This window comes from Providencia sp. CIM-Carb-044 (genome assembly GCF_033901115.1).
Taxonomy (GTDB): Bacteria; Pseudomonadota; Gammaproteobacteria; order Enterobacterales; family Enterobacteriaceae; genus Providencia; species Providencia hangzhouensis.
The window spans coordinates 405,837-419,803 of sequence record NZ_JAXADV010000004.1 but is presented as its reverse complement, the minus strand read 5'-3'; the positions used below and the strand labels follow the sequence as shown (position 1 = coordinate 419,803).

The following is a 13,967-nucleotide window of genomic DNA, read 5'->3' as shown; positions in this document are numbered from 1 at the left end:
GGATAGTCACGACTTACGGTGCATGTTTCGCACCACACTGATGACCACGCCAAATATCTCTAACTCTGTCCCTTCAGGAATATGGATGGGCTCATACGCTTGGTTTCTTGGGATCAGCTTGACGCACGGCCTGAGTTGAAGCTCCTTTACCGTGAGTTCACCATGGATACCCGCGATGACAATGTCACCGTGTTCGGCTTGGACAGAGCGATCAACCACCAAAATATCATCTGGGTGAATCCCGGCATCAATCATTGAATCACCTTCAACACGCACAAAGAAGGTTGCAGCCGGTCGCTTGATGCACAGCTCGTTAAGGTCGAGCGTTTGCTCAACATAATCCTGCGCTGGGGAGGGAAAACCAGCAGAAACACGTTCCATGAACAATGGAATACGAAGGCGCTTGGCTTTGATGAAGGCAAGTGCGCCGCTACGGCCTATCAGCGAGACACTCATGACGAACCTCGAAAAATCATAATTAATACTGTTTGTTTATACAGTATCTAATGCTATGCTGATTTCTACAAGTAAAATTGTAGGTAAAACTGTAGTTGTTCGAGTAAGACGCTGTGTTGTAGGTGATTTCTTTTTTGTGTTGAAAAACTAGATGTGGGGATAGCTCGCCCTCGTCAAAGCCTGCAAGGCTTGGACAATACTGCTTCTGCCTACTGCTCTTGTTTCTGTTACTGATCCTGTTACTGCTACTGGTTAACGCATGGGTCAAGTAACCGTCAGGCAAGGCTTGTTGAACCCTTTGCAAAGGGTTTAAAAACAGTTAGTAAAATTCTGCTTCGTATTGAATTTACTGGCTTAAAGCGAAGTCAGGAGCACCATTAAAATGCTCAGTCGAACTCAGTTCAAGCCTTTTGCAACCGTTTGAAAAGGGGTTGGCTAAGCCATACGTAAAGGGTATCGGTAAGGGTTACCAAAACGGTTTAGCTAAGACTTTCTGAAAGGCTTAGCCAAAGCCTTCATACATGGGTTCACCCAGTAGAAAGATTAAAAAACGCTGAGGTATCCAAGGTGCATTTTGTACAACCAGTGGCACAGTGAAATAACCCAAAGCGAACAACAGAATTGAAGAGGAACCATCAATGACAAGAGCCCCTGCACCATTTCCGCTAGAGCGCCTCGCGGATATCCCAGAAAGACCAGAAGATTTTAGATTGCTGGAGCGCATTCCATTAACGCGTGAACCGCAGTCCTGGCCACTTGAACTATCTCCTGTGGTCGGTGATGAACAGCCAATGGTGCTGCTCGATACAGAGACAACTGGACTGTCTGCCGATGACGAGTCCATTATTGAGCTTGGTATGGTTAAGGTGCTTTACAGCCCCTCTGCTCAGCGGATTGTGTCGATTGTTGATGTGATCAGTTTGTATGAAGATCCCGGCAATCCAATCCCCGAGCTGATTACAGAGTTAACCGGTATTACCGATGACATGGTGCGAGGCCAGCGCATTGATGATTCACTGGTAGCGAGTTGGTTATCCGATGATCCGCTGGTGGTTGCACACAATGCACAGTTTGATCGTTCTTTCTTTGAAAAGCGGTTTGCTGCATTAGGCCATCTATCTTGGGCATGTTCAGCCAGTGGCATAGATTGGAAGGCACTGGGCTTTGAAAGTCGGAAACTTGAGTACCTGCTGCTTCGCTTAGGTTGGTTCTATGAAGGACACCGAGCTGCAACCGATTGTTTGGCGATGGCCTGGTTGTTCCATTTGTTGCCCGAGTCCGTTGCAAACTTGTTGTCTGAAGCAGACAGGCGAACTGTGTTAGTTCGTGCGTTTGGTGCGCCGTTTGACGTAAAGGACTATTTAAAAGAACGTGGTTACCGCTGGCATGACGGTGTTAAAGGTGCCAACAAACATTGGTGGCGCGAAATCAGCGAAGACGAGTTGCCGCAGGAACAAACTTATCTGGATGATTTGTATCATCGTGGCTCAGAACATGCCCACTATGACTACAAAGATGCCCGCAATCGATTTAAAGCTTTGTAGCTCTCTACAAGGCAAGCCTTGCATATTTGAAAACCTCTGGAAAATGGAAAGTGAACTCATGGTTTAATCAACAAGAGGAATCTTTCCATGTACCAAGACACCTACATTGAATACTGGGGCGAAATCTTCGTCTCTGCCCGCATCATTGAATTTGGCATCACGTTCGAGCGCTTTCTTAAAGATCCCTGGAAGCATTTGATGTCCTGTGGCCAAGAGTCTGCCCCAGACGCGATTGCTGAAGGGATGCTGCCATTGCTACCAGCTCAGGCAGAAGTTGCCAGGCGCATTCGGGAGAGTGAGCAACGAGCCCTGATGTCCACAGACTCAGAAAAAGAAAAGTCTCAAAGCAGTAACATCGTGGTGCCATTGGTTCGGGTAGCGCATTGATAGCGGCTATCAGCAATGGCATGAAACAATGTCTTCACTCCCATACCTGAGCGGCAATTGCAATCCAGATCAAAAAGTTGCCGCTTAGTCTTCCCTACAAAATAATTTGTGATAGGATGATACCTAATAAATTTAATTAGGTTGAAGCCTATTCAGTGTTTTATGGCCATCTGTCCAGCTTCAACCAATAGAGATTGATTAGTCATTGCGGATAAAGAGCAGCTTTGTGCCATGCCGTTCAATGTGATTAAGCGATGTCTGACCGTATTTTATAAACAGAGTTTTAAGAATCTGGTTGAATTGGATAAACAAGACGCATGACAAATGATGGTCTGAAACAAACGGTAGTGGCGAAGCCAGATAGGCTTTCGCAGATAGCGCAGTTGCCACAAGCAACCAGGGATCGCATTGCCCATATCGATTTCACCTTATTGTTTAAGGGAGAAGCGGTGCGGGCGGATTTAGTCGATCGCTTCAGCATAGCCGCTGCACAAGCAACGAAAGACTTCACCATGTACCGAGAGCTTGCACCAAGCAACATTGAGTATGACCAAAAGCTCAAGTTGCACAAGCGCGGTGAAGCATTTGAACCCTTGTTCGACTACGACGTTGTTAGAACACTGGCAACCATTAGCCAAGGGTACGGCGATGGCTTTACTGGAAAGGTAAAACCACCTCTGGCTTGTGAAGCGCCTTATCACTTAAACAAGCCAAGCCTATCTATAGTGGCGAAAGTCACCGAAGCCATACACAAAGGCAAAGCCTTGCGTATCACCTATGTGTCGTTATCGAGCGGTGAAACAACGCGTGAAATTGTACCGCATACGCTGGTGGACAATGGCCTGCGTTGGCACGTTCGTGGTTTTGATCGCAAGCATAATGAGTTCCGTGACTTTGTGCTGACCCGAATTAAAGCTGCGGTTGTGCTTGAAGGTTCCACTTTGTTAGAGACTGAACTTGAAACCCAAGATCGGCAATGGAATCGCTTTGTAGAGCTAGAGTTAGTGCCGCATCCACGTATTGAGCACAGTGAAGCGATAGAGCTGGACTATGGCATGACGGGTGGCGTTCTAAAGGTTGAGATTAGAGCGGCAACCGCTGGGTATTTGCTACGTCAATGGCATGTGGATTGTTCCAAAGCACACAGCCTTCAAGGCACTGAATACCAGCTTTGGTTAAAGAATACTCCGACACTCTACGGGGTCGGAAATTTGAATTTAGCTCCAGGGTTTAACGAATGATGTTCGACGACAGTGAATCATTCAGTAACCAATAAACGAATTATGACGAATTAAAAGCAGGAATTAGCAAATGACAAGTTTACAACAACGTGCCGAACTTCAACGCCAAATATGGGCGATTGCCAACGATGTGCGAGGCTCAGTGGATGGCTGGGATTTTAAGCAGTATGTATTGGGTACGCTGTTCTACCGCTTTATCAGTGAGAACTTTGAAGTCTACATTACTGGTGGTGACGAAAGCGTTAACTATACAGCAATGGACGACAGCGATGAAAATATCATAGCGGCAAAAGATGATGCTATTCGTACAAAAGGCTATTTTATTCTTCCTAGCCAGCTGTTCAGCAATGTGGCGGCTAATGCACACAAAAACGAAAACTTAAATACCGATTTAGCTACTATTTTTGCTGCCATTGAAAACTCAGCCAATGGCTATGATTCAGAAAAAGACATCAAAGGCTTGTTTGCGGATTTTGATACCACCAGTAATCGTCTGGGTAATACAGTAGAGGCAAAAAACAAGCGCCTAGCCGCTGTGTTAAAAGGTGTAGCAGGTTTAACCTTCGGTAATTTTGAAGGCGGTTTTGAAAATAATCAGATTGATTTATTCGGTGACGCCTACGAGTTCCTTATTTCAAACTATGCCGCAAATGCGGGCAAATCCGGTGGCGAATTTTTCACGCCTCAGCACGTCTCAAAATTGATCGCGCAGCTCGCCATGCACGGCCAGACCAGTGTCAATAAAATCTATGACCCTGCGGCGGGTTCGGGCTCGTTGCTGTTACAAGCTAAAAAGCACTTTGATGCGCATATCATTGAAGATGGTTTTTTTGGTCAAGAGCTCAACCACACCACCTATAACTTGGCGCGTATGAACATGTTTTTGCACAACATTAACTACGACAAGTTTAATATTCAGTTGGGCGATACCTTAATCGAACCGCATTTTCTCGATGACAAACCCTTTGATGCGATAGTCTCTAACCCGCCTTATTCGATTAACTGGATTGGTAGCGACGACCCAACCCTAATCAACGACGACCGCTTTGCGCCCGCTGGTGTGCTCGCGCCTAAATCAAAAGCCGACTTTGCCTTTGTGCTCCATGCCCTAAGTTACCTATCAAGCAAAGGCCGCGCTGCCATTGTTTGTTTCCCCGGTATTTTTTACCGTGGTGGCGCTGAGCAAAAAATTCGCCAATACCTAGTAGATAACAACTACGTTGAAACCGTGATTTCATTGGCTCCAAACCTGTTTTTTGGCACCACCATTGCGGTAAATATTTTAGTGCTGTCTAAACACAAAACCGACACTACCACTCAGTTTATTGATGCTAGCGGCCTGTTTAAAAAAGAAACCAATAACAACACCCTAAGCAATGAGCACATTGAGCAGATCATCAAGGTGTTTGCCAACAAAGAAAACGTGGATCACTTTGCCAAATCCGTTGATTTGGATGTTATCGCAGGCAACAGCTACAACCTTTCGGTGAGCAGTTATGTTGAAGCGAAAGACAACCGCGAGTTAGTGGACATTACAGAGCTTAATGCCGAACTTAAAACTACCGTTGCTAAAATTGATGCGCTGCGCAGTGATATTGACGCCATTGTCGCGGAAATTGAAGGTGAGGAGGTTGAGGCATGAGCAAATTGACTTACATGGAGAAGCTACTTGAAGGCGTAGAAGTAGAGTGGAAGCCTATTGCTGATATTGCTGATATTTACGGTGGTCTTACCGGTAAGAGCAAGGCTGATTTTGAGAGTGGGAATGCTAAATACATTTCGTATAAAAATATTTTCAATAACATTGATGTTGACCCTGGCCAGCTGGAACTCGTAAAGGTGAGCGAGAATGAGCGTCAACATAAGGTTCGATATGGTGATATTTTATTTACAGGATCATCCGAAATTGCAGTAGAAGCTGGGATGTCTTCTGCGGTTACAATCGATTTCAAAGAACCTGTCTACCTAAACAGCTTCTCGTTTGGTGTAAGGTTCAATGATGATGTCAAGCTGATGCCTGAGTTCTCAAAGTACTTATTCCGTAGCAGGTTCATGCGGGCAGATATTGCCAAATCGGCAAGTGGAGTGACCCGCTTCAATGTATCCAAAGCCAGATTTAAAAAAATCCTAGTCCCTATCCCATGCCCAGATAACCCAGAAAAATCGCTGGCAATACAAGCTGAAATCGTCCGCATTCTGGACGCATTCACCGCCATGACCGCCGAGCTGACCGCCGAGCTGACCGCCGAGCTTAACATGCGGAAAAAACAATACAACTACTACCGCGACCAGTTGCTAAGTTTTGAAGAAGGTGAAGTTGAGTGGAAGACGTTAGGTGACCTTGCAGAAAATCTGGACTCAAAGCGTAAGCCTATAACCAGTGGTCTGAGAGAAGCTGGCGAAATTCCATACTACGGTGCATCTGGTATCGTCGATTATGTCAAGGATTACATATTTGACGGTGATTACTTATTAGTCTCTGAGGATGGCGCAAATTTATTAGCCCGTAATACGCCTATAGCATTTAGTATTAGTGGTAAAACATGGGTAAACAATCATGCTCACGTGCTTAAATTTGAAACTTACGCGGAGAGGAAGTACGTTGAATACTATCTGAACAGTATCGACCTAACTCCTTACATTTCTGGAGCAGCCCAACCAAAGTTGAATAAGAAGAACTTGGAAAGTATAAATATTCCAAATCCAGCGCCTAAAGAAAAAGAACGCATTGTGGCTATCTTAGATAAATTTGATTCTTTGACCTGTTCAATTAAAGAAGGTCTGCCCCGCGAAATAGAACTCCGCCAAAAGCAATACGAGTATTATCGTGACCTGTTGTTGAGCTTCCCTGCCAGTCCGGCAGGCGGGCCGAAATCTCATTCAGATGAGGCAGCTTAATGAGTAAAATGCTAACGGAAATAGCAGCGCCAGTTATTCGAGATTGTCGAATAACTGCCAAAGATGGCAAGCATAAGGAGGCAGCCTAATGGTCTACCAACCGCCGTTTACCATTACCACCGATATTTTGAATTTAGTGGCACAAATCAGCCAGCAGGTGGGTGAATTAAACGCCAGCCAGCTCAATGCCTCGCCGCAACTGCGCAAGCAAAACCGCATTAAAACCATTACCGGTACGCTGGCGATTGAAGGCAATAGCTTAACTGAAGAACAAATCACCGCGATTGTTGAAGGTAAACCTGTGCTGGGTAGCGTGCGCGAGCTGGCCGAGGTAAAAGGCGCGATTGCCGCTTATGATGCACTGCCTACCTTTACACCTAGCGCCATTGACGATTTACTCACGGCTCACGGTTTAATGCTGTCAGATATTCTTGTGAATGCCGGTGAGTTTCGCAGTAAAGGCGTGGGTATCCATAAAGGTGGTGTGGTGCACCATGTTGCGCCGCCTGCCCATCAAGTATCTGGTTTAATGGCAGATTTACTCCAATGGCTTAAGCAAACAAAAGATCACCCATTGATCGCCAGTTGTGTATTCCATTACGAATTTGAGTTTATTCACCCCTTTGCCGATGGTAACGGTCGTATGGGGCGGTTATGGCAAACGCTGATTTTATCCAAGTGGCATCCGTTGTTTTTATCTTTGCCGCTAGAAAGTGTGATTAAAGACCATCAGCAAGCCTATTATCACGCCCTTGAGCAGGCCGATAACCAAGCAGACAGTACGCCGTTTATTCATTTTATGTTGTCGGTTATTCAGCAAACGCTGGCGCAAAACGCCTCTGTAAACGCCCTTCTAAATGAAGGTGAAAACGCCCCTGTAAATGCCCTTATCAATGTAACGGGCCTTAAAACGCCTGAGGCCATTTTAGCCTTGCTTACTAGCACGCCCGAGCTAACCCGACAACAGCTCGCTGATACCTTGAATAAAGACGTTAGAACCATTGGCCGTGCCATTAGCAAACTACAAAAAGAAGGCAGGTTAACTCGGGTAGGTTCAGATAAAACCGGCCATTGGCAAGTCACTGAATAATGCGATGCGGTGGCTATTTCCATTTTGGAAAACACCACGGCTAACAAAAAAGGATGTAAACGAATGACAACGTATAAAACGGTGGCAGAATCCAATAACTTTATTGTGTTAGATAAATACACTAAAGAGTGGCAGGTTAACGAAAGCTTTCAAAGCGAAGGTGATTTAGAACGTGAGCTGATTCAGGACCTAAGCAACCAGGGCTATGAGTATTTATCGGCACTAACCACGCCCGATGCCATGCTGGCGAATGTGCGCAAGCAGCTACAAGCCCTTAATAAGGTCGAATTTACCGATGCCGAGTGGGCTCGCTTTTGCGAGCAATACCTGAACACACCAAGCGACAATATTCTTGATAAAACTCGCAAAGTGCACAGTGACTATATTTTCGATTTTGTCTTTGATGATGGCCATATAGAAAACATCTACCTGTTTGATAAGAAGACCATTGCTCGTAACAAAGTGCAGGTCATTAAGCAGTTTGAGCAAACGGGAAGCCATGCCAACCGTTACGATGTGACGATTTTGATCAATGGTTTGCCTTTGGTGCAAATCGAACTGAAAAAGCGTGGTGTGGCGATCCGTGAGGCGTTTAATCAAATACATCGCTACAGCAAAGAAAGCTTTAATAGCGATCACTCCTTGTACAAGTTCTTGCAGCTTTTTGTGATCTCTAATGGCACCGACACGCGCTATTTTGCCAATACCACCAAGCGCGACAAAAACAGCTTCGATTTTACGATGAACTGGGCGAAGTCAGACAATACGCTGATCAAGGATTTAAAAGACTTTACCGCCACTTTTTTCCAGAAAGAGACCTTGCTTGAAGTGATCTTGCGTTACTCGGTGTTTGACGTCAGCAATACCTTACTTGTAATGCGCCCTTACCAAATTGCGGCTACTGAGCGCATTTTATGGAAGATAAAGAGCGCGTTTAACGCTAAGAACTGGAGCAGCACCGAGAGCGGTGGGTACATTTGGCACACTACGGGTTCAGGCAAAACACTCACCAGCTTTAAAGCGGCACGTTTGGCCACCGATTTAGACTGTATCGATAAAGTCTTCTTTGTGGTGGACCGAAAAGACCTCGACTATCAGACGATGAAAGAGTATCAGCGGTTCTCGCCTGATAGTGTGAACGGTTCAGACAGTACCGCAGGGCTTAAGAGTAACCTGGATAAAGACGATAACAAGATTGTCGTCACCACAATCCAAAAGCTCAACAACTTAATCAAAAGCGAAAGCGATTTAGCTATATACAACAAGCAAGTCGTTTTTATTTTTGATGAGTGTCATCGAAGCCAGTTCGGTGAGGCGCAGAAAAACCTGAAGAAGAAATTCAAAAAGTACTACCAGTTTGGCTTCACAGGTACGCCCATTTTCCCAGAAAATGCACTGGGCGCAGAAACCACGGGTAGCGTGTTTGGCCAGCAGTTGCACACGTATGTGATCACCGATGCCATTCGTGATGAAAAAGTACTCAAGTTCAAAGTGGACTATAACGATGTTCGTCCGCAATTTAAGAGCATTGAGGCTGAGCAGGATGAAAAGAAGCTCAGTGCCGCTGAGAATAAGAAAGCGTTCTTACATCCAATGCGCATTCGTGAAATCTCGCAGTATATTCTGAGCCATTTTAACCAGAAAACGCATCGAGCCTATTCTGGTGCCAAAGGGTTTAACGCCATGTTTGCGGTCAGTAGTGTTGATGCAGCGAAAGCGTACTATGAAACCTTCAAAACATTGCAGTCCGAGGCTGAGAATGGACCCACAAGTAAGCCTCTGCGCATTGCGACTATCTTCTCATTTGCAGCCAATGAAGAGCAGGACGCTATCGGTGATATTTTAGATGAGAGCTTTGAAGTTAGCGCGATGAACAGCAGCGCGAAAGAGTTTTTGAGCGCCGCGATTACGGATTACAACGCCATGTTTAAATCTAACTATGGCGTGGACAGTAATGGCTTTCAGAATTACTACCGTGACCTTGCCCAGCGCGTGAAGAATCAAGAAATAGATCTGCTCATAGTGGTTGGTATGTTTTTAACGGGCTTTGATGCGCCTACGCTCAACACCTTGTTTGTTGATAAGAATTTGCGCTATCACGGCTTGATGCAGGCGTTTTCTCGCACTAACCGCATTTATGATGCGACGAAGACCTTTGGCAATATTGTTACCTTCCGTGATTTGGAGCAGGCAACCATTGATGCCATTACTTTGTTTGGTGACAAAAACACCAAGAATGTGGTGCTGGAGAAAAGCTATAAAGAATACATGGAAGGCTTTAACGATATTGCTACTGGCCAAGCGCGTCGAGGTTTTGTTGATATCGTCAAAGAGCTGCAAGAACGCTTTCCAAATCCAGAAAATATTGAAAAAGAACAAGATAAAAAAGAGTTTGCCAAGCTGTTTGGTGAATACCTCAAAGCAGAAAATATTTTACAAAACTACGATGAGTTTGCTGGATTAAAAGCACTGCAAAGCCTAGATACCAGTGATGAACAAGCTGTTGAAGAGTTCAAGTCAAAATACTATCTGGACGATGCTGACATCGAGGCAATGCAAACCATCGATATGCCAAGCGAGCGCGCTATTCAAGATTATCGCTCTACCTACAACGATACCCGCGACTGGTTGCGACGCGATAAAGAAGGTCAGGACAAAGATAAGTCAACGGTAGACTGGGACGATGTGGTCTTTGAAATTGATTTGCTTAAATCGCAAGAAATCAACCTCGATTACATTCTTGAACTGATTTTTGATCACAATAAGAAGAACAAGAGCAAAGAAGGCTTGATTGAAGAAGTTCGTCGTATGATCCGCGGTAGCCTTGGCAATAGAGCGAAAGAGAGCTTGGTGGTTGATTTTATTAACCAGACAAACCTAGATGAGATCAATGACAAAGCCAGCATTATCGACGCTTTCTTCAAATTCGCCCAGGCGGAGCAGAAGCGCGAAGCCGATGCCATTATTGCCTCTGAAAAGCTCAATATCGATGCTGCCAAACGCTATATTGCGTCATCACTCAAACGTGAGTACGCCTCTGAAAATGGCACAGCACTTAATGAGGCACTGCCCAAACTTAGCCCATTGAACCCACAGTACCGAACCCAGAAGCAAACGGTTTTTCAGAAAATTGCCGCTTTTGTTGAAAAATTCAAAGGTGTGGGGGGGCAGATATAAGTGTTATTACGTACTGTTCAGGAACGAAGTCAAATAGCGCAAGCGTCTGAAATTTATTGATTTCTAGGCTGGTTGTCTTTTACGTGGAAGGTGAATTAAAAAATGGAAAATGAAAACATAGTAAGGTTTTTGTCATCAGACATAAAAAGGAACTCCGCGTCTTCGAAGAGAGAGCCAATCGAAATTGATCTTTCTAATGATGACTTAGATGACGAGCTGGCCACATTTTTTCGTTTTATCAATAAAGTTTTAGATACTGATAATTTAGTCATACTGGCTGGCTCAGGCACGTCTTTAACATTTAATAAGCCTTCTCAGCAGAATAAAGCGCCTATCGCTCCAAGTATGTGGCACCTTTGGGACTATTGTAGAAAAGCAGATGAGAATCTTTTTCAATTGGTTTTGAAGGCAACAAATTATGATGTCCTTCAAAAACATCGTGAAGCAAACGGAGATGCAAAGCCAGACATTGAACTATTATTGTCTCTTTGCGATTCCTCTTTAGCCGTTGGGAACCTTTCAAATCAAAGAACTAATCAAGTAAGTAAATTCCTTGAGCAAGCCAAAAACATAATTTTAGCTAAAACTACCTTTACTGAATCGATCCCTGAATCAGACTGGGTTAGTCATGATAAATTTATGCGTGCAGTAGGTAGAAGGAGTGCTCAGCAACAACGACTTAAACTATTCACGACTAATTATGACTTGGCTTTTGAGCACGCTGCATCAAATACTGGTTTTGTTGTTATTGATGGTTTTGAGTTTTCTAACCCCTCTTTTTTTAATCCTATGTGGTTCAAGTATGACATAGTGAACCGTGGGCACTCTAAGAGCAGTGAAGGCGCATACATATCCAATGTGGTTCAGCTATATAAGATGCATGGCTCTGTGGACTGGAGAAAATTTAACGGCAGAGTTAGAAAGCTTGGTGCTGATAGCAAAATTGGTGAACCTGTTTTTATCTATCCAAGCAGTAGCAAATATCAGACATCTTATGATTCTCCTTACTTAGATATGATGACTTCTTTTTTGGAAGTAGTTAAACAACCAAAAACGGCTGTACTGTGCCTAGGTTTTGGTTTTAATGATAAGCATATAAATAATGCGCTGACTATGGCGCTTAGGACTAACCCTGAGTTTATGCTGATGGTTGCAACGAAAGACCCATTCAGTTTAACGGGTTCATTCAATGATGGGATTAGGAATCTGCTAATGGCAGCTATTGACCATGGGGATGGCAGAATCGCAATAATGGATTCAACGTTTAAACAGTTTTCTAGTCTGCTACCTGAACGAAGATCAACAACTCCCGAGGACGAACTCTTCAAAGCATTTGAAAAAATCACTGCGAGTATTAAATAAGGGAGACTATTCATGGAGCGGAAAAAGTGGTTTTCCCCTTACGATCCTACAAGACGGATTGGTAGCGTCATTAGCGTATCTGCAACCGAGCTTATCATTAACTTATCTAAAGCGGGATCTGGTGAGCCCAGTTGGTCATTCGGAAATCGAATAGCCGCTGGTGAAGTAAATGAATTTGTATTCATCGACATAGGTGAAACAGCGATACTTGGGCGCTTAGTGAAAGTGTGGATTGAGGGTGGAGAGAGATTAAGTGTTGACGGTTTGGCGGATAAACCATCCGAAAATCACCCAATTGGACTGGTTCAATTATTAGTGAGTTTGAACCCAGCTAATGGTCGTAACTACAAAGGAATTAAACAGCATCCGAGATTAGGTAGCCAAATATATTCAGCTCACCCGTATCTGGTAGCAATAATCGCTGAAGGTAAACAAGATGAGGAGCCTGGCCAAATCCATTTGCCGTTAGCTTCACTTCCGCATGATGAATCCGTAACTGTTCACGTTACCCCTGAGAAATTGTTTTCACGCCATTGCGCTATTTTAGGAGCAACAGGTGGCGGGAAAAGTTACTCGATGACAAACATCATCGAGCAAGTGATTAAGGCCGGAGGAAAAGCAATTATTATTGACCCCACGGGGGAATATGAGTCACTTGGCTGTGATAGTTACTATGTTGGGAATCATGCAAATGCAACTCCATTGAATCAGTTAACTTTTCCACATTGGCAGTTTACAGACTCGGATATTCGAGCATTTTTAAGGCCTTCAGCGCAAAGCCAAGCGCCTAAACTGGAGGCTGCTATCGAGAGTCAAAGGCTTGTTTCACACTATTATCAGAATAACTCTTTTGGGTTGGGTATTACTTCAGAGTATTTGCTGAATAAGTCAGGGCAGCTAAAAGCGACTTATAAATCTGCTCTCGTACAAATGAATAGCCATAATGAGGCTTCACCATGGTCATTTGCACTTACAGCAGAACAAATTGAGTATGAGTGTGTATATCCAACAGCAAATTATGGGAAAGACCCCACTAAGTGGGGAGATAGGTCTGAGGCTGACGTTGGTCATTGTCTCAATCTAATTTCTCGGATGAAAGCATACGCTAGTAATACACATTTAAAATGGATGATTGATGCTGCTGGTGAGCTAAAAACGTTGCCTGACTTGATTGATGAATTCTGCTCATCAAACCAAAATAACAACGTAATTAGACTAGATTTGTCGGCAGTTCCATTTGAAGCAAACTCAAGAGAAATACTTGTTAATGCTATTGGTAGAAAGTTGTTATCTGTAGCCAGGCAAGGTGCAATAAACCATGGTGCACCTCTATTAGTATTTATTGATGAAGCTCATCAATTTCTCAATAAGCGCATCGGAGAAGAAACGAACAGATTTGAGTTGGATGCCTTTGGGAATATTGCTAAAGAAGGTAGAAAGTATGGTTTGAATACCATCATTGCTACTCAGCGCCCACGTGACATTCCTGAAGATGTTTTAAGTCAGATAGGTACACTTATTGTGCATAGGTTGACCAATCAGCTGGACCAAGAAATTGTAAAAAAGGCTGTTGGCGCTATTGATCAACGTTCAGCATCTTTTCTCCCTGTCTTGGGTCAAGGAGAAGCTTTGTTGTTAGGAGTCGATTTCCCATTTCCTATGACTGTAAAAATGAAACGTCCTGCAAATGTGCCAACTTCGAAAAGCGCTGGCTTTTCTAAAAGTTGGAAACCGTTGCAAAATTAGTTTCAATTAAGACAAAACTGCTTCGCCACTTCCTAGTCAAATAGGTGCGGTTCTTTTACATCTAAT

General features: G+C 44.1%; 10 protein-coding genes. 9 read left to right on the top strand and 1 reads right to left on the bottom strand.

Annotation, left to right across the window (positions count from 1 at the left end; genetic code table 11):
- Positions 1-6 precede the first annotated feature (6 nt).
- On the bottom strand, positions 7-456 hold the full coding sequence (umuD, locus tag SJ312_RS11390; protein WP_319867745.1) for a translesion error-prone DNA polymerase V autoproteolytic subunit: 450 nt from the start codon (positions 454-456) through the stop codon (positions 7-9).
- A gap of 638 nt (positions 457-1,094) precedes the next feature.
- Here umuD and SJ312_RS11385 point away from each other — a divergent pair.
- From SJ312_RS11385 to SJ312_RS11345, 9 genes are all read left to right on the top strand, one after another.
- A complete protein-coding gene (locus tag SJ312_RS11385; RefSeq protein WP_319867743.1) occupies positions 1,095-2,000 on the top strand; it encodes a 3'-5' exonuclease in 906 nt (301 codons plus the stop codon).
- 87 nt (positions 2,001-2,087) lie between these two features.
- Positions 2,088-2,387 (top strand): hypothetical protein, encoded by a 300-nt coding sequence (locus tag SJ312_RS11380; RefSeq protein WP_319867741.1) that lies wholly within the window; start codon positions 2,088-2,090, stop codon positions 2,385-2,387.
- A 317-nt stretch (positions 2,388-2,704) separates the two neighbouring features.
- A complete protein-coding gene (locus tag SJ312_RS11375) occupies positions 2,705-3,628 on the top strand; it encodes a WYL domain-containing protein (RefSeq protein WP_319867739.1) in 924 nt (307 codons plus the stop codon).
- Positions 3,629-3,698: 70 nt separating this feature from the next.
- Positions 3,699-5,270: a type I restriction-modification system subunit M gene (locus SJ312_RS11370; protein ID WP_319867736.1), complete on the top strand. Its 1,572-nt coding sequence runs from the start codon at positions 3,699-3,701 to the stop codon at positions 5,268-5,270.
- Positions 5,267-6,526: a restriction endonuclease subunit S gene (locus SJ312_RS11365; protein WP_319867734.1), complete on the top strand. Its 1,260-nt coding sequence runs from the start codon at positions 5,267-5,269 to the stop codon at positions 6,524-6,526. Before SJ312_RS11370 ends, SJ312_RS11365 begins: the two co-directional genes overlap by 4 nt.
- 88 nt (positions 6,527-6,614) lie before the next feature.
- The gene (locus SJ312_RS11360; protein WP_319867732.1) at positions 6,615-7,616 is read left to right on the top strand and encodes a Fic family protein; all 1,002 of its coding nucleotides are present in this window, start codon (positions 6,615-6,617) and stop codon (positions 7,614-7,616) included.
- 63 nt (positions 7,617-7,679) lie between these two features.
- Positions 7,680-10,793, top strand: coding sequence for a type I restriction endonuclease subunit R (locus SJ312_RS11355; RefSeq protein WP_319867731.1), 3,114 nt, complete (start codon positions 7,680-7,682; stop codon positions 10,791-10,793).
- Between the two features lie 102 nt (positions 10,794-10,895).
- A complete protein-coding gene (locus tag SJ312_RS11350) occupies positions 10,896-12,155 on the top strand; it encodes an SIR2 family protein (protein ID WP_319867729.1) in 1,260 nt (419 codons plus the stop codon).
- Positions 12,156-12,167: 12 nt separating this feature from the next.
- A complete protein-coding gene (locus tag SJ312_RS11345; RefSeq protein WP_319867727.1) occupies positions 12,168-13,901 on the top strand; it encodes an ATP-binding protein in 1,734 nt (577 codons plus the stop codon).
- The last annotated feature ends 66 nt before the right edge of the window (positions 13,902-13,967 follow it).